Source organism: Streptomyces sp. R-07 (genome assembly GCF_049913175.1).
Classification (GTDB): domain Bacteria; phylum Actinomycetota; class Actinomycetes; order Streptomycetales; family Streptomycetaceae; genus Streptomyces.
The window spans coordinates 6,251,801-6,267,309 of the sequence record NZ_CP183978.1 but is presented as its reverse complement, the minus strand read 5'-3'; the positions used below and the strand labels follow the sequence as shown (position 1 = coordinate 6,267,309).

Annotated in this window: 17 protein-coding genes; 11 read left to right on the top strand and 6 right to left on the bottom strand. The window is 71.2% G+C overall.

Features of this window, described 5'->3' with window-relative positions; translation table 11 throughout:
- The first annotated feature begins 88 nt into the window (after positions 1–88).
- From ACN9M0_RS28765 to ACN9M0_RS28720, 10 genes are all read left to right on the top strand, one after another.
- Entirely contained in the window at positions 89–1,786 is a 1,698-nt protein-coding gene (locus ACN9M0_RS28765; RefSeq protein WP_366040295.1) for a nitrite/sulfite reductase, read from the top strand.
- Complete coding sequence (locus ACN9M0_RS28760; RefSeq protein ID WP_328941972.1) at positions 1,783–1,962, top strand: hypothetical protein; 180 nt, start codon at positions 1,783–1,785, stop codon at positions 1,960–1,962. The genes ACN9M0_RS28765 and ACN9M0_RS28760 overlap by 4 nt, the downstream gene beginning before the upstream one ends.
- Positions 1,959–2,666: a phosphoadenylyl-sulfate reductase gene (locus tag ACN9M0_RS28755; RefSeq protein WP_426404432.1), complete on the top strand. Its 708-nt coding sequence runs from the start codon at positions 1,959–1,961 to the stop codon at positions 2,664–2,666. The genes ACN9M0_RS28760 and ACN9M0_RS28755 overlap by 4 nt, the downstream gene beginning before the upstream one ends.
- Positions 2,648–3,229, top strand: a complete 582-nt coding sequence (gene cysC, locus ACN9M0_RS28750) for an adenylyl-sulfate kinase (protein ID WP_399701332.1) — start codon at positions 2,648–2,650, stop codon at positions 3,227–3,229. Before ACN9M0_RS28755 ends, cysC begins: the two co-directional genes overlap by 19 nt.
- Positions 3,226–4,161: a sulfate adenylyltransferase subunit CysD gene (cysD, locus tag ACN9M0_RS28745; RefSeq protein WP_366040292.1), complete on the top strand. Its 936-nt coding sequence runs from the start codon at positions 3,226–3,228 to the stop codon at positions 4,159–4,161. The genes cysC and cysD overlap by 4 nt, the downstream gene beginning before the upstream one ends.
- Positions 4,161–5,504: a sulfate adenylyltransferase subunit 1 gene (locus tag ACN9M0_RS28740; protein WP_366040291.1), complete on the top strand. Its 1,344-nt coding sequence runs from the start codon at positions 4,161–4,163 to the stop codon at positions 5,502–5,504. The genes cysD and ACN9M0_RS28740 overlap by 1 nt, the downstream gene beginning before the upstream one ends.
- A 208-nt stretch (positions 5,505–5,712) precedes the next feature.
- Entirely contained in the window at positions 5,713–6,822 is a 1,110-nt protein-coding gene (locus tag ACN9M0_RS28735; protein WP_366040290.1) for an aliphatic sulfonate ABC transporter substrate-binding protein, read from the top strand.
- A gap of 33 nt (positions 6,823–6,855) precedes the next feature.
- Positions 6,856–7,650, top strand: a complete 795-nt coding sequence (locus ACN9M0_RS28730) for an ABC transporter ATP-binding protein (protein ID WP_366040289.1) — start codon at positions 6,856–6,858, stop codon at positions 7,648–7,650.
- Positions 7,637–8,530, top strand: a complete 894-nt coding sequence (locus ACN9M0_RS28725; protein WP_366040288.1) for an ABC transporter permease — start codon at positions 7,637–7,639, stop codon at positions 8,528–8,530. The genes ACN9M0_RS28730 and ACN9M0_RS28725 overlap by 14 nt, the downstream gene beginning before the upstream one ends.
- Positions 8,531–8,538: 8 nt before the next feature.
- Positions 8,539–9,282 (top strand): sirohydrochlorin chelatase, encoded by a 744-nt coding sequence (locus tag ACN9M0_RS28720; protein ID WP_426404431.1) that lies wholly within the window; start codon positions 8,539–8,541, stop codon positions 9,280–9,282.
- On the opposite strand, the gene ACN9M0_RS28715 is transcribed toward ACN9M0_RS28720, so the two are convergent.
- From ACN9M0_RS28715 to ACN9M0_RS28690, 6 genes are all read right to left on the bottom strand, one after another.
- Positions 9,279–9,851, bottom strand: a complete 573-nt coding sequence (locus ACN9M0_RS28715) for a TIGR03086 family metal-binding protein (RefSeq protein WP_426404430.1) — start codon at positions 9,849–9,851, stop codon at positions 9,279–9,281. The genes ACN9M0_RS28720 and ACN9M0_RS28715 overlap by 4 nt on opposite strands.
- A gap of 139 nt (positions 9,852–9,990) precedes the next feature.
- Entirely contained in the window at positions 9,991–10,617 is a 627-nt protein-coding gene (locus ACN9M0_RS28710) for a DsbA family protein (protein ID WP_366040285.1), read from the bottom strand.
- Between the two features lie 74 nt (positions 10,618–10,691).
- Positions 10,692–11,246 carry a DUF1697 domain-containing protein gene (locus tag ACN9M0_RS28705; protein WP_366040284.1) on the bottom strand — a complete coding sequence of 185 codons (555 nt, stop codon included), beginning with the start codon at positions 11,244–11,246 and terminating at the stop codon, positions 10,692–10,694.
- Positions 11,247–11,385: 139 nt separating this feature from the next.
- Entirely contained in the window at positions 11,386–12,678 is a 1,293-nt protein-coding gene (locus ACN9M0_RS28700) for an ABC transporter substrate-binding protein (protein WP_426404429.1), read from the bottom strand.
- Complete coding sequence (locus ACN9M0_RS28695; RefSeq protein WP_366040282.1) at positions 12,675–13,517, bottom strand: carbohydrate ABC transporter permease; 843 nt, start codon at positions 13,515–13,517, stop codon at positions 12,675–12,677. The genes ACN9M0_RS28700 and ACN9M0_RS28695 overlap by 4 nt, the downstream gene beginning before the upstream one ends.
- Positions 13,514–14,458, bottom strand: a complete 945-nt coding sequence (locus tag ACN9M0_RS28690) for a carbohydrate ABC transporter permease (RefSeq protein ID WP_399701310.1) — start codon at positions 14,456–14,458, stop codon at positions 13,514–13,516. Before ACN9M0_RS28690 ends, ACN9M0_RS28695 begins: the two co-directional genes overlap by 4 nt.
- Before the next feature lie 186 nt (positions 14,459–14,644).
- Between ACN9M0_RS28690 and ACN9M0_RS28685 the strand changes: the two genes are divergently transcribed.
- On the top strand, positions 14,645–15,502 hold the full coding sequence (locus tag ACN9M0_RS28685) for a phosphotransferase enzyme family protein (protein ID WP_366040280.1): 858 nt from the start codon (positions 14,645–14,647) through the stop codon (positions 15,500–15,502).
- The last annotated feature ends 7 nt before the right edge of the window (positions 15,503–15,509 follow it).

Here is a 15,509-nt window from a genome sequence, read left to right as displayed (position 1 = left end):
CTGCTGCGCACTGACGCGCCACCCTCTGACCTGAGCGCGAGTGTGCAGGTCAGAGCCGCCCTCTCGCAGTCCCGAAGGACAAAACGCCATGGCCGCCACCCCGGAAAACCCCACTCCCGCCGCCGCCCGCCGCAAGGCCGGGCGCCACCGTGGCGAGGGTCAGTGGGCCGTGGGGCACTTCACCCCCCTGAACGGCAATGAGCAGTTCAAGAAGGACGACGACGGTCTCAATGTACGGACACGTATTGAGACGGTCTACTCGAAGCGCGGCTTCGACTCCATCGACCCCAACGACCTGCGTGGACGCATGCGCTGGTGGGGCCTCTACACCCAGCGCAAGCAGGGTCTGGACGGCACCAAGACGGGCGTCCTGGAGCCGGAGGAGCTGGACGACGAGTTCTTCATGCTCCGGGTCCGCATCGACGGCGGCCGGCTGACCACCGAGCAGCTCCGGGTGATCGGTGAGATCTCCGAGGAGTTCGCCCGCGGCACCGCCGACATCACTGACCGGCAGAACGTCCAGTACCACTGGATCCGCATCGAGGACGTCCCCGAGATCTGGAACCGCCTGGAGGCGGTCGGCCTGTCGACCACCGAGGCCTGCGGCGACACCCCGCGTGTCATCCTCGGCTCCCCCGTGGCCGGCATCGCCGCCGACGAGATCATCGACGGCACGCCCGCCATCGAGGAGATCTACCGGCGGATCGTCGGCAACAAGGACTTCTCCAACCTGCCCCGCAAGTTCAAGTCCGCTGTCTCCGGCTCGCCGCAGCTCGACGTGGCGCACGAGATCAACGACATCGCCTTCGTCGGCGTGGAGCACCCGGAGCACGGCCCCGGCTTCGACGTCTGGGTCGGCGGCGGTCTGTCCACCAACCCGAAGCTCGGCGTCCGCCTCGGCACCTGGGTCTCCCTCGACGAGGTCCCCGACGTCTACGAGGGCGTCATCTCGATCTTCCGCGACTACGGCTACCGCCGGCTGCGCAACCGCGCCCGCCTGAAGTTCCTCGTCGCCGACTGGGGGCCGGAGAAGTTCCGCCAGGTCCTGGAGGACGAGTACCTGCAGCGGAAGCTGACGGACGGCCCCGCCCCCGAGCAGCCCGCCGGCCAGTGGCGCGACCACATGGGCGTGCACGAGCAGCAGGACGGCCGCTTCTACATCGGCTTCGCCCCGCGCGTGGGCCGGGTCGACGGCGCCACCCTGACCAAGATCGCCGACCTGGCCGAGCGGCACGGCTCCGGCCGGGTGCGGACCACGGCGGACCAGAAGATGCTTCTGCTGGACATCGAGCAGGACCAGGTCGACTCGGCGGTCGCCGCCCTGGAGGCGCTCGACCTGCGGGTGACCCCCACCCCGTTCCGGCGCGGCACGATGGCCTGCACCGGCATCGAGTTCTGCAAGCTCGCGATCGTCGAGACGAAGGGCCGCGGCTCCTCGCTCATCGACGAGCTGGAGCGCCGCCTCCCCGAGTTCGAGGAGCCGCTGACGATCAACATCAACGGCTGCCCGAACGCCTGCGCCCGCATCCAGGTCGCGGACATCGGCCTCAAGGGCCAGCTGGTCCTGGACGACGACGGCAACCGCGTCGAGGGCTACCAGGTCCACCTGGGCGGCGCGCTCGGCCTGGAGGCCGGCTTCGGCCGCAAGGTCCGCGGCCTCAAGGTCACGGCGGCCGAGCTCCCGGACTACGTGGAGCGGGTCCTCAAGCGCTTCCAGGCGGAGCGCGAGACCGGCGAGCGCTTCGCGACCTGGGCGGCCCGCGCCTCCGAGGAGGCGCTGTCATGAGCGAGCGAGCCGCACCGTTCCACTGCCCCTACTGCGGGGACGAGGACCTGCGTCCGAACGAGCAGGGTCACGGCGCCTGGGAATGCGCCGCGTGCAGTCGAGCCTTCCAGCTGAAGTTCCTGGGGCTCCTCGCCCCGGCGACTTCGAGCAACACCCCTGGAAGGGAAGAGATATGACGATCACTCAGGATGCCACCGCGGCCGACCTCAAGGCACTCGCCGAGCAGGCCGGCCGTGATCTGGAGGACGCCTCCGCGCTGGAGATCCTCCGCTGGGCCGTGGACACCTTCGGCGACCGCTTCTGCGTCACCTCCTCCATGGAGGACGCGGTGGTCGCCCACCTCGCCTCCCGGGTCCGCCCCGGCGTGGACGTCGTCTTCCTCGACACGGGCTACCACTTCGAGGAGACCATCGGCACCCGCGACGCCGTGGACGCCGTCATGGACGTCAACGTCATCACCCTGACCCCGCGTCAGACCGTGGCCGAGCAGGACGCCGAGTACGGCCAGAGGCTGCACGACCGCGACCCCGACCTGTGCTGCGCGCTGCGCAAGGTCAAGCCGCTGGAGGAGGGCCTCACCGCCTACGGCGCGTGGGCCACCGGCCTGCGCCGCGACGAGTCCCCGACCCGGGCGAACACCCCGGTCGTCGGCTGGGACGAGAAGCGGCGGAAGGTCAAGGTCTCCCCCATCGCCCGCTGGACCCAGGACGACGTCGACGCCTACGTCACGGAGCACGGTGTCCTCACCAACCCGCTCCTGATGGACGGCTACGCCTCCGTCGGCTGCGCCCCCTGCACCCGCCGCGTCGAGGCGGGCGAGGACGCCCGCGCCGGACGCTGGGCGGGCCGCGCCAAGACCGAATGCGGGCTGCACGGATGACGGACACTCAGGAAAATCAGGAGAAGCACGTGACGGGTGCCACCATCTGGCTCACCGGTCTGCCGAGCGCCGGCAAGACGACCATCGCGTACGAGCTGGCCGGCCGGCTGCGCGGGGAGGGCCACCGCGTCGAGGTGCTCGACGGCGACGAGATCCGCGAGTTCCTCTCCGCGGGCCTCGGCTTCACCCGCGAGGACCGGCACACCAACGTGCAGCGCATCGGCTTCGTCGCCGAGCTGCTCGCCTCCAACGGCGTGAAGGTACTCGTCCCCGTCATCGCACCGTACGAGGACAGCCGCGAGGCGGTCCGCAAGCGCCACGCCTCCGAGGGCACCCCGTACGTCGAGGTGCACGTCGCCACTCCGGTGGACGTGTGCTCCGTGCGCGACGTGAAGGGGCTGTACGCCAAGCAGGCCGCGGGCGAGATCAGCGGGCTCACCGGCGTCGACGACCCGTACGACGAGCCGCGCAACCCCGATCTGCGGATCGAGTCCCACACCCAGACCGTGCAGGAGTCGGCAGCGTCGCTCCACGCGCTGCTCACCGAGAGGGGTCTCGCATGACGACCGTCGCCCATGCTCACGACACCACGGACAGTCCGTTCGCGCTGTCGCACCTCGACTCGCTGGAGTCCGAGGCCGTCCACATCTTCCGTGAGGTGGCGGGCGAGTTCGAGCGGCCGGTGATCCTCTTCTCCGGCGGCAAGGACTCCATCGTCATGCTGCACCTGGCGCTGAAGGCCTTCGCCCCCGCGCCGGTCCCCTTCACGCTGCTGCACGTCGACACCGGGCACAACTTCCCCGAGGTCATCGAGTACCGCGACCGCGTCGTCGCCCAGCACGGACTGCGGCTGCACGTCGCCTCCGTGCAGGAGTACATCGACGCCGGCAAGCTCCGCGAGCGCCCGGACGGCACCCGCAACCCGCTGCAGACCGTCCCGCTGACCGAGGCGATCCAGCAGCACCGCTTCGACGCCGTCTTCGGCGGCGGCCGCCGCGACGAGGAGAAGGCCCGCGCCAAGGAGCGGGTGTTCTCGCTGCGCGACGAGTTCTCGCAGTGGGACCCGCGCCGCCAGCGCCCCGAGCTGTGGCAGCTCTACAACGGCCGGCACGCCCCCGGCGAGCACGTCCGGGTCTTCCCGCTGTCCAACTGGACCGAGCTGGACGTCTGGCAGTACATCCAGCGGGAGAAGATCGAGCTCCCCGAGATCTACTTCGCCCACGAGCGCGAGGTGTTCGCCCGCAGCGGCATGTGGCTGACGGCCGGCGAGTGGGGCGGCCCCAAGGAGTCCGAGACGGTCGAGACGCGGCTGATCCGCTACCGCACCGTCGGCGACATGTCCTGCACCGGCGCCGTCGACTCCGACGCCACCACGCTGGACGCCGTCATCGCCGAGATCGCCGCCTCCCGGCTCACCGAGCGGGGCGCGACCCGCGCCGACGACAAGATGTCCGAGGCCGCGATGGAAGACCGCAAGCGCGAAGGGTACTTCTAATGAGCACGTCCACCGAGCAGCTGTCCGAGCAGCTGGCGGCCACCACCCTGCTGCGCTTCGCCACCGCCGGCTCCGTCGACGACGGCAAGTCCACGCTGGTGGGCCGGCTCCTCCACGACTCCAAGTCGGTCCTCGCCGACCAGCTGGAGGCCGTGGAGCACGCCTCGCGCTCCCGCGGCCAGGAGGCGCCCGACCTGGCGCTCCTCACCGACGGTCTGCGGGCCGAGCGCGAGCAGGGCATCACGATCGACGTGGCCTACCGCTACTTCGCGACGCCCCGCCGCCGCTTCATCCTCGCCGACACCCCCGGGCACGTGCAGTACACCCGGAACATGGTCACCGGCGCCTCCACCGCCGAGCTGGCCGTGGTCCTGGTCGACGCCCGCAACGGCGTCGTCGAGCAGACCCGCCGGCACGCCGCCGTCGCCGCGCTCCTGCGCGTCCCGCACGTGGTCCTCGCCGTGAACAAGATGGACCTGGTCGACTACCAGGAGCCCGTCTTCGCCGCGATCGCCGAGGAGTTCACGACGTACGCCTCCGAGCTCGGCGTCCCGGAGATCACCGCGATCCCGATCTCGGCGCTCGCCGGCGACAACGTCGTGGAGCCGTCCGCGAACATGGACTGGTACGGCGGCCCGACGGTCCTGGAGCACCTGGAGACCGTCCCGGTCAGCCACGACCTGACGGCCTGCCACGCCCGCTTCCCGGTGCAGTACGTGATCCGCCCGCAGACCGCCGAGCACCCCGACTACCGGGGCTACGCCGGTCAGATCGCGGCCGGCGCCTTCCGCGTCGGCGAGGAGATCACCGTCCTGCCGTCGGGGAAGAAGTCCACGATCACCGGGATCGACGCGCTGGGCGAGTCCGTGGACATCGCCTGGGCCCCGCAGTCGGTGACGATCCGGCTCGCCGACGACATCGACATCTCGCGCGGCGACCTGCTCGCCCCGAGCGGTGACGCCCCGGCGACCACGCAGGACATCGAGGCGACCGTCTGCCACGTGGCGGACCAGCCGCTCGCCGTCGGCCAGCGGGTCCTGCTCAAGCACACCACGCGCACGGTCAAGGCGATCGTCAAGGACATCCCCTCGCGGCTGACCCTGGACGACCTCTCCCAGCACCCGAACCCCGGGCAGCTGGTCGCCAACGACATCGGCCGGGTCGTGGTCCGCACCGCCGAGCCGCTCGCGCTCGACGCGTACGTCGACTCCCGCCGTACCGGGTCGTTCCTGCTGATCGACCCCGCGGACGGCACCACCCTCGCGGCGGGCATGGCGGGCGAGTCCTTCGCCACGACCAAGGCCGTCGTCGCGGTGGACGAAGAAGAAGGGTGGGACTTCTGATGACGGGTCAGGACTTCTGGGCCACCTTCGCGAAGGAGGGCGGCCGGGTGGGCTCCGGCGCCCTCGGCGCGGGCCGGGGAGGTGTCGCGCGATGTGCGTGCTGACCTCGATGCACCGCGTGAGCGGTGCGACACGGCTCCACCCGCTCCACCCCGAACGACATAAACGCAGACTTCGCTGAGAAGTTGAACCGAGGGGAACACCACCCGTGCCTGCCACCACCCGTAACACCCTGCGCCGCGGCCTGGCCGCCGCTGCCGCCCTGCCGCTGCTGATCGGCGCGCTCGCCTCCTGCGGCTACGGCTCCGAGGCCAAGAACGACGAGAAGAAGGTGGCCGCCGAGGGCGAGAAGCTCTCCGCCGACACCGTACGGCTCGGGTACTTCCCCAATCTCACGCACGCCACCGCGCTCGTCGGCGACCAGGAGGGCATCCTCCAGAAGGAGCTGGGCGGCACCCAGTTGGTGCCCACCACCTTCAACGCCGGCCCGTCCGAGATCGAGGCGCTCAACGCCGGCTCGATCGACATCGGCTTCATCGGCCCCTCGCCGTCCATCAACGGCTACGTCAAGACCAAGGGCACCAACCTGCGGATCGTGGGCGGCGCCGCCTCCGGTGGCGTGAAGCTCGTGGTGAACCCGGCGAAGATCAAGACCCTGGACGACGTCAAGGGCAAGAAGATCGCCACGCCGCAGCTCGGCAACACGCAGGACGTGGCCTTCCTCAACTGGATCTCCGAGAAGGGCTGGAAGGTCGACGCCCAGAGCGGCAAGGGCGACGTCTCCGTGGTCCGCACGGACAACAAGGTCACCCCGAACGCCTACGCCTCCGGCGCCGTCGACGGCGCCTGGGTGCCCGAGCCGACCGCGTCGAAGCTGGTCGCCGACGGGGCGAAGGTGCTGCTCGACGAGTCCGACCTGTGGCCGGACAAGAAGTTCGTCATCACGAACATCATCGTGTCGCAGAAGTTCCTCAAGGAGCACCCGGACGTCGTCGAGGCGTTCCTGCGCGGCTCGGTGAAGACCAACGAGTGGATCAACGCCAACCCGGACAAGGCGAAGGCCTCGGCCAACGCCAAGCTGAAGGCGCTCTCGGGCAAGGCGCTCGGCGCCAAGGTGATCGACGCGGCCTGGCCGTCCATCCAGTTCACCAATGACCCGCTGGCGGCCACGCTCCAGGCCCAGGCCGACCACGCGGTGAAGGCCGGTCTCCTGGAGAAGCCCGAACTGTCCGGCATCTACGACCTGAAGCCGCTCAACAAGGTCCTGAAGGCAGCGGGTCAGCCCGAGGTCTCCGACGCCGGTCTCGGCGCGAAGTAACAGCCCGCAGCCCATCCCCAGGAGGTGACGACCATGGCCACGACCGCGACGCTCGCCAAGGCCGAGGACCGTGCGGCGGTGACCCATGCCGCACGCATCGAGCACGTCTCCAAGTCCTTCGGCGGACCCGCCGGCGGGCAGCTCGTCCTCGACGACATCTCGCTCGATGTCGCCCCGGGCGAGTTCGTCACCCTCCTGGGCGCCTCGGGCTGCGGCAAGTCCACGCTGCTCAACCTGGTCGCCGGGCTCGACCGGCCGTCCGCGGGGTCCATCGAGACCCCCGGCGGCCGGCCGGCCCTGATGTTCCAGGAGCACGCCCTCTTCCCGTGGCTCACCGCGGGCAAGAACATCGAACTGGCCCTGCGGCTGCGCGGGGTCCCCAAGACCGAGCGCCGCGACGAGGCCGAGCGGCTGCTCGACCTCGTCCGGCTCGGCGGCTCGTACGGCAAGCGGGTCCACGAGCTGTCCGGCGGCATGCGACAGCGGGTCGCGCTGGCCCGCGCGCTCGCCCAGGACAGCGATCTGCTCCTGATGGACGAGCCGTTCGCCGCGCTCGACGCCATCACCCGGGACGTGCTGCACGACGAGCTCACCCGGATCTGGCGGGAGACGAAGCTGTCGGTGCTCTTCGTCACCCACAACGTGCGCGAGGCCGTGCGGCTGGCCGAGCGCGTCGTCCTCCTCTCGTCCCGGCCCGGCCGGATCGCGCACGAGTGGACCATCGACATTCCGCAGCCGCGCCGCATCGAGGACTCCGACGTCGCGGAGCTGTCCCTCGAGATCACCGAGCACCTGCGTGGGGAGATCCGCCGCCATGGCCAGCACTGACACCACCCCGAAGTCGCCGAAGACCGACGACCTCGCCGGGCTCGAAGCCGGTCTGGACGCCCTCGACAGTGTGCAGATCCGGCGGACCCCGGTCCGCGAGGTGCTGGTCAAGAAGGTGTTCCCGCCGGTCGTCGCCGTCGCCCTCGTCCTCGTGGTGTGGCAGCTCCTGGTGTCCTTCAAGGTCACCGACGAGTTCAAGCTGCCCGCCCCGTCCGCGGTGTGGGACAGCCTGACCACGATGTGGCTGGAGGGCACGCTCCTCAGCGTCCTGTGGACCAGCATGTCCCGGGCCCTGCTCGGCTTCCTCCTGGCGCTCGTCATCGGCACGCCGCTCGGCCTGCTCGTCTCCCGCGTGAAGTTCGTGCGTGCGGCGATCGGCCCGATCCTCGCGGGGCTCCAGTCGCTGCCCTCGGTGGCCTGGGTGGCGCCCGCCGTCCTGTGGCTCGGCCTCAACGACAGCATGATGTACGCGGTGATCCTGCTCGGCGCCGTCCCCTCGATCGCCAACGGCCTCGTCGCCGGCGTCGACCAGGTCCCGCCGCTCTTCCTGCGGGCCGGCCAGACGCTCGGCGCCACGGGCGTCAAGGGCGCCTGGTACATCGTGATGCCGGCCGCGCTCCCCGGCTACCTGGCCGGCCTCAAGCAGGGCTGGGCGTTCTCCTGGCGTTCCCTGATGGCCGCGGAGATCATCGCGTCCTCGCCGGACCTGGGCCTCGGCCTCGGCCAGCTCCTGGAGAACGGCCGCAACAACATCGACATGGCCGGGATCTTCCTGGCGATCATCCTGATCCTGCTCGTCGGCATCGCCATCGACCTGCTGATCTTCAGCCCGCTGGAGCGCGCGGTGCTCCGCCGCCGCGGTCTTCTGGCGAAGGGCTGAACCGGACCATGAACCGCCCCGTCCTCCTCGTGATCGCGCACGGCAGCCGCGACCCGCGGCACGCGGCGACCGTCCAGGCGCTGGTGCGCCGGGCCGGTGCGCTGCGGCCGGGGCTGCGCGTGGAGACGGCGTTCCTGGACTTCAACCTGCCGTCGGTGCCGGGGGTGCTCGACCGTCTCGCGGCGGACGGGGTACGGGACGTGGTGGCCCTGCCGCTCCTCCTCACCCGGGCCTTCCACGCGAAGGCCGACATCCCCGCCGTACTGCGCCAGGCACCCCCGTCCCTGAGCATCCGCCAGGCGGAGGTCCTCGGCCCCTCGCCGCTGCTGATCGCGGCGGTGGAGCGGCGGCTCTACGAGGCGGGCCTCACGCCCGCCGACAAGCCCACGACCGGGGTCGTCCTGGCCTCGGCGGGCTCCACAGACCCGGAGGCGATCGCGGTGATCGCAGAAACGGCGCGGGAGCTGCGGCGCACCGGTTGGTGCTCCGTGCGGCCCGCGTTCGCCTCCGCATCTCTTCCCCGTACGGACGAAGCCGTCCGGGCCCTGCGCACGGAACCGGGCGTCCGGCGGGTGGCCGTCGCCCCGTACGTGATCGCCCCGGGCCGCCTCCCGGACCGCATCGCGACGGGCGCGGCCGAGGCCGAGTTCCTCGCCGAGGTCCTCGGCCCCTCCGCCGAGCTGGCCGCGCTGCTCGTCGAGCGCCACGAGTCGGCGGTACGCGCCCCGGAGCGCGTGGCGCTCGTGGGTTAGTTCTTCGGGTTCCGGCCGCTGAGGGCCAGGGCGCGATCGAACGCGGCGGCGTCGCCGGGTACGTCGACGACCGCGGCGAAGCCCTCGTACTGGCGGTACATCTCCGCGTACCGCTCGACCACGCCGAGCAGGTAGACCGCCGTCGCCTCCGGCAGGGTGAAGTCCTGTCCGGTGGAGCGGGCCAGGTCCCAGCCGTGCAGGGCGAGTTCCTCGACGAGCATGGCGGCGATCTCGGCGGCCGGCATGCCGCTGCCGCCCAAGTCGACCTCCCCCTCCCAGGCGTCCGGGCTCTCCCAGGCGGCCAGGGCCCGGTCGAGCTGGGTGCGGTAGGCAGCCGCCCAGTGGTCCTCCCCGGCGAAGTCCCGCTGGACGGTCTCCTCGGGGAGCTCGGTGCGCAGCGCGCGGTGTTCGAGGCCGTGCGCGGAGTAGAGCACCAGGTGGTTGGCGAGTTCGCGGACCGTCCAGTCGGCGCAGACCGAGGGGGTGCCGAGCTGTTCGGCGGTGACGGCGCGGGCGACCCGGCTCGCCTCGGCGGCGCAGACGGTGAGGTGGGTGTGGATCTCGTTCATGCCACCGACGCTACGAACCCCCCGCCGCCCGGTCTTGAACTTTCGCGACATCCGTCGCCACCCCCCGTTGTGGGCATGCGTTCCGCAGGGACGATTGCCCACACGGCGGTGGGTGCGGGTGCCGGCAGCCGCCGAGGGGCTAGTTGAAGTCCAGGCCGCCCGTGCGGGTGCGCTTCAGTTCGAAGAGGTCGGGGTGGGAGGCGAGGACCCGGAAGCTGTCGAAGAGTTCGGCGGCCTTCTCGCCGCGCGGGATCGCCCGAAGGACCGGGCCGAACCAGACCGTGCCGTCGACGTGGATCGTCGGGGTGCCGACGTATCCCTCGGCCTCGGGGTCCTTGCCCGCGTCGTGGCTGCGGCGGACCACCGCGTCGTACGCCGGATCGTGGGCGGCGGCGGCGAGTTCGGGCGGGAGGCCGAGCTCGTTGAGGGATTCGGCGATCACGGCGTCGAAGTCCTTCTGCTTCTTCTCGTGGATGCGGGTGCCGTACGCGGTGTAGAGCGGGCGCAGGATGTCCTCGCCGTGCTGCTCGGCGGCGGCCGCCGCGACGCGGACCGGCCCGATCGAGGCGTCGACGAGCTCGCGGTACCAGTCGGGCAGGGTGTTGCCCTCGTTGTGGAAGTACAGGCTCATGACCTTGAAGCGGAGGTCGATGTCCCGGTGGCGCTCGACCTCCAGGATCCAGCGGGAGGTGATCCAGGCGAAGGGGCAGGCGGGGTCGAAGTAGAAGTCGACGGTGGGGCGGGGCGTGGTCTCGTTGCTCGTCATGACAGGGAATCTAGTCGGGAGTTGGCCCGCGGCCACGGGCCATTCCACGCCCTCTCGACTGGGCCACTTCGGGGTCAGTTCTCCTGCGTCATCTCGATGAGCTTGAGCATGGTGTTCCAGTTCCTGGCGGTGGTGACGAGCCCCTTCATGACGGACGGGCGGGAGATCACCGGGGCCAGCCTGGACGTCCCGAGGCCGTCGGGGACGTAGAGGTAGAGCACGCGGTCGCCGAGGGCGAAGTCCTCGGGGAGGTAGGCCTCGCGGTCGATCGCGGCGAAGCGATCGGAGGTGACGGGCCCGGAGCAGAAGAAGGCGTGGAGTTCCTTGCCCTTCACCTCGGCGGCGGGAAAGGGGCAGGCGTCGGCGGCCGCGGCGAGGTAGTCGCCGTCGCGGACGAGGCAGTCGACGCGGAAGTCGAAACGCTCCTCGATCGCGTCCTCGATCGCGGTCCTGAGCTCGTCCTCGCCGGCGCCGGAGTCGGTGGTGAAGACGGCGTTGCCGCTCTGGAGGTAGGTGCGGACGTCCGTGTGCCCGAGACCTTCGAGGAGGCTCCGGAGCTCCGCCATGGGGACCTTGCGGTGCCCGCTCACATTGATGCCGCGGAGCAGGACCGCGTACGTCTTCGTCATGGACTCAATCTAGGGGGCCACCGCGCCTCGTGGGGGGCGGCGCGGTGGCCGGTTCGAACACTGTCCGATGGTGAGGGTCCGGAGAAGACCCTTCACCCATCTGTGACTTATTCAACAAGGTTTCGTAATGACGAATCCGTCATCTGCGCTGATAGCGGGCGAGGACCCGGTTGCCGTCCTCGACCAGTCGTCTGCGCAGTTCGGCACCGTCGATGGCGCCGCTGTAGTACTCCTGGAAGGCCGGGGTCGCCACCTTGTCCTTCCACTCCGGATAGCCGCGCACCGACTGCGCGGGGGCGGGCCGCAGGTGTTCGGCCACCGCCGCCCCGGTCGCCCAGCCGTCCCGCGCGGTGTGCAGGGCGGGGTCGGCGAGCGCGGCCGTGCCGGTCGGCAGCATCCAGTCGCCGCGCGCGAGCCGGACCATGTTCGGCGGGCGCAGGAAGAAGTCGAGGAACTGGGCCGCCTCCTTCTTGTGGGGGCTGTCCTCGGCGATCGACAGGGTCTGCGGCGAGACGCCCTGGGCGAGCCCCTCGCTGCCGACGGGTGCGGGCAGCACGGTCCACTCGAAGCCCTCGGGTGCCTGCTGGGCGATCTGCTGCCGGTAGGCGAAACCGAGCGGGACCATGGCGTACTTGCCGGCGAAGAGGCCGGGGAGGGTGTCGGAGCCGCCGCTGCCGAGCGTCGTGCGCGGGGCTGTCCGGTCGGTGACGACCTGGTCGTGGACGGTGCCGGGGACGATGCCGTCGGCCTCGGTGAAGTCGACGGTCACGCGGCCGTCCGGGTCCCGTCGGAAGAGCCGGCCTCCTGCCGAGATCCCGAGGTTGAGGCTGACGGAGACGGGTTCCTTGAGCGGCCAGGCGACCGCGTACCGGCCGGGTCCCATGGTCCGGGTGAGGTCCTGGGTGACCTGTCGGAACTCGCTCCAGCTCCAGGGCTTCTCCGGGGTGGGGACGCGGATCCCCGAGGACTCCAGGATCTTCCGGTTGGCGATGATCACGCGCGGTTCCTGGAGGAACGGCACGCCGTAGACGCCCTCGCCGAAGGTGGTGGTCTCCCAGCTGCGGGCGGGGATGTCGGCGCGCAGCCGTTCGGGCAGCAGCGGGCGGAGGTCGGCGAGGTGGCCGCCGTAGGCGAAGTCGGCCAGGTCGTCGGAGGCGTCGTGGATGATGTCGGGCGCCTCGCCGCCCTCGAAGGAGGTGAGGAGCTGGTCGTGGACGGAGTCCCAGCTGCCCTGGACGTAGTCGACCTGGACGCCGGGGTGGGTGGCGTTCCACTCCTTCACCAGCTGCCGGTTGGCGTCGACGGACTCCTGCTGCCAGGCGAGGGACTGGAAGCGGAGCCGTACGACACCGCCGTCGGGTCCTTCGCCGCCCGAGGTGCAGCCGGTGAGGAGCAGGGCGAGGGAGGCGACGAGGACGAGGACGCGTCTCATGACTTCACCGCCCCGGCGAGCATGCCGCCCGTGATCCGTCTCTGGAGGACTCCGAAGACGAGGAGCGACGGCAGGGTCGCGAGGAAGGCCGCGGCGGCCAGCGGGCCGAGGTCGGCGACGCCCTCGGCGCCGAGGAAGTGGGTGAGGACGACCGGCAGGGTCTGCTTCTCGGGGGTCTTGAGCAGGACGAGGGCGAAGAAGAACTCGTTCCAGGCGGTGACGAAGGCGAAGAGCGCGGTGGCGACGATGCCCGGGACGAGCAGGGGGGCGGTGACGGAGACGAGGGTGCGGATCCGGCCGGCGCCGTCGACGGCCGCGGCCTCCTCCAGTTCGGCCGGGACGGCTCTGACGTACCCCATGAGCATCCAGAGGGCGAAGGGCAGCGACCAGACCACGTAGACGAGGACGAGGCCGGCGACGCTGTTGATCAGGTGCAGGTTCTTGAGGATCAGGAAGAGCGGGATGATCACGAGGACGAAGGGGAAGGCCTGGCTGATCACCACCCAGCCGGTGGCCGCCCCGGCGAGCCTGCCCCGGTGGCGGGCCGTCACATAGGCGAGCGGGGTCGCGACGGCCACCGCGATCACGGCGGCGCAGACCGCGGCGAGCAGGCTGTTCGCGGCTGCCCTGAGCAGGGGCTGCTCGTCGAAGGCCTGCCGGAAGTTGTCGAGGGTGGGGTCCTTCGGGATCCAGGTGGGGTGGAGCGAGGCCAGCTCGGGGGCGGGCTTGAAGGCGATGGAGACCAGCCAGAGGAAGGGGAAGGCGAGGAAGACCAGGTACGCGAGGAGGGCCAGGTACTGGCCTGCTCGCGCGGGCCCGCTCGTCCGGAGGGCGCTCACCGGTCCTGGTCCCCTTTCAGACGGCGTACGAGGGAGAGGGCGATGAACACCGAGACGGCGGCGATCATCACGCAGCCCATCGCGGCGGCGTAGCCGAACTGCCCGTAGCGGAAGGCCTCTTCGTAGGCGAAGAGCATCGGGAGCCGGGTCCGGCCGCCCGGTCCGCCGTTGGTCAGGACGTAGACCAGGGCGAAGGAGTTGAAGTTCCAGATGAGGTTGAGGGCGGTGATGGCGAGGGCCACCGGCCGGAGCGCGGGCCAGGTGACGGCGCGGAAGCGGCGCCAGGCGCCGGCGCCGTCGAGGGCGGCGGCCTCGTGGAGTTCCGCCGGGGTGTTCTGGAGTCCGGCGAGCAGGGCGACGGTGGTCTGCGGCATGCCGGCCCAGACGCCGACGACGATGACGGCGGGGAGGGCGGTGGCGAGCCCGGAGAGCCAGTCGTGGCCCTCGCCGAGGCCCAGGTTCCGGAGGGTCTCGTTGAGGATGCCGGCGTCGGGGTTGTAGACGAGCCGCCACATGATGCCGACGACGACCTCCGGCATCGCCCAGGGGACGATGGCGAGGGCCCGGGCCAGCCAACGGAAGCGGAGGTTCTGGTTGAGCAGGAGTGCGAGGCCGAGGGCGAGCAGGAACTGGGGGATCGTGACCCCGACGGCCCAGACCACGCCGATGCGGAACGAGTCCCAGAAGAGGGTGTCGTGCAGCAGGTCCTGGAAGTTGAGGGTGCCGACCCAGCGGGTGCCCTGGGTGCGGCCGGACTGGGCGTCGGTGAAGGCGAGCGCGATGCCGTAGAGGAGCGGGCCGACGCTGAGGACGAGGATGGGCAGCAGGGCCGGGAGGACCAGGAACCAGGCGCCGAGGTCGGGGCCGCGCGGCCGTGTCCCGGGGGCGGCGCGCGGTGTGCGCGCTCTGCCCGGCCGCTTCGTCACGGTCACCGAGCTCACCGAAGGACCCCCGGCCGCTTCGTCACGGTCACCGAGCTCACGATCCGACCCCCGTCCGCCAGTGAACACGCCGTCGTGGGAACCCCGTCATGGTGCTGACGGGGTGTGAGGCCGTCAAGGCGCTCTGCGGGATGAGCTGCGCGGATGGGAGACTTTGGCTCAAACGCACAGGTGAGGGAGAGGTCGATGGACGAGGCGCGGGCGCGGGAGATCCTGGACGGGGCGGGGCTGCCGGTCGCGGAGGCGCGGCTGCTCGCCCTCGGGGAGAACGCCGTCTTCGCGGTGGGCGATCTGGTGGTGAAGGTCGGCCGGGACGCGGAGCTGTTCGAGCGGGCCGAGCGGGAGCTCGCGCTGGCCTCCTGGCTGGAATCGTCGGGTGTTCCGGCCGTACGGGCCGCCGAGGAGAAGCCGCGGCTGGTGGACGGGCATCCGCTCACGTTCTGGCACCGGCTGCCGGAGGCGGTACGGCCCCCGGAGCCCCGCGACCTGGCGCCGCTGCTGCGGCGGATCCACGCCCTGCCCGAGCCGACGGGTTTCACGCTCCCCCGCCGTGAGCTGCTCGGCGGGGTCGAGCGGTGGCTGCGGCTCGCGGGGGACGCGATCGACCCGGCGGACGCGGCGTTCCTGCGGGAGCGGCGTGACGCCTTCGCCCCGGCGGCGGCCGCGCTGACCCCGCGTCTGACCCCGGGCCCGATCCACGGGGACGCCCTCCCCCGGAACGTCCACGTCGGGCCCGAAGGACCGGTCCTGGTGGACCTGGAGACCTTCTCCTCGGACCTGCGCGAGCACGACCTGGTGGTCCTCGCCCTGTCCCGGGACCGGTACGGCCTGGACCCGGCGGCGTACGAGGCCTTCACCGAGGCGTACGGCTGGGACGTCCGGGAGTGGGAGGGGTGCGCGGTGCTGCGCGGGGCGCGGGAGACCGCGAGCTGCGCGTGGGTGGCGCAGCACGCGCCGGTGAACCCGAAGGCCCTGGCCGAGTTCGAGCGGCGGGTGGCCTCGCTGCGGGACGGCGACCCCGAGGTGCGCTGGTACCCGTTCTGACATCATG

Coding starts and splice junctions, on each gene's coding strand:
- ACN9M0_RS28765 (WP_366040295.1), top strand. CDS start 89: ATGGCCGCCACCCCGGAAAACCCCACTCCCGCCGCCGCCCGCCGCAAG.
- ACN9M0_RS28760 (WP_328941972.1), top strand. CDS start 1,783: ATGAGCGAGCGAGCCGCACCGTTCCACTGCCCCTACTGCGGGGACGAG.
- ACN9M0_RS28755 (WP_426404432.1), top strand. CDS start 1,959: ATGACGATCACTCAGGATGCCACCGCGGCCGACCTCAAGGCACTCGCC.
- cysC (WP_399701332.1), top strand. CDS start 2,648: ATGCGGGCTGCACGGATGACGGACACTCAGGAAAATCAGGAGAAGCAC.
- cysD (WP_366040292.1), top strand. CDS start 3,226: ATGACGACCGTCGCCCATGCTCACGACACCACGGACAGTCCGTTCGCG.
- ACN9M0_RS28740 (WP_366040291.1), top strand. CDS start 4,161: ATGAGCACGTCCACCGAGCAGCTGTCCGAGCAGCTGGCGGCCACCACC.
- ACN9M0_RS28730 (WP_366040289.1), top strand. CDS start 6,856: ATGGCCACGACCGCGACGCTCGCCAAGGCCGAGGACCGTGCGGCGGTG.
- ACN9M0_RS28725 (WP_366040288.1), top strand. CDS start 7,637: ATGGCCAGCACTGACACCACCCCGAAGTCGCCGAAGACCGACGACCTC.
- ACN9M0_RS28720 (WP_426404431.1), top strand. CDS start 8,539: ATGAACCGCCCCGTCCTCCTCGTGATCGCGCACGGCAGCCGCGACCCG.
- ACN9M0_RS28715 (WP_426404430.1), bottom strand. CDS start 9,851: ATGAACGAGATCCACACCCACCTCACCGTCTGCGCCGCCGAGGCGAGC.
- ACN9M0_RS28710 (WP_366040285.1), bottom strand. CDS start 10,617: ATGACGAGCAACGAGACCACGCCCCGCCCCACCGTCGACTTCTACTTC.
- ACN9M0_RS28705 (WP_366040284.1), bottom strand. CDS start 11,246: ATGACGAAGACGTACGCGGTCCTGCTCCGCGGCATCAATGTGAGCGGG.
- ACN9M0_RS28700 (WP_426404429.1), bottom strand. CDS start 12,678: ATGAGACGCGTCCTCGTCCTCGTCGCCTCCCTCGCCCTGCTCCTCACC.
- ACN9M0_RS28685 (WP_366040280.1), top strand. CDS start 14,645: ATGGACGAGGCGCGGGCGCGGGAGATCCTGGACGGGGCGGGGCTGCCG.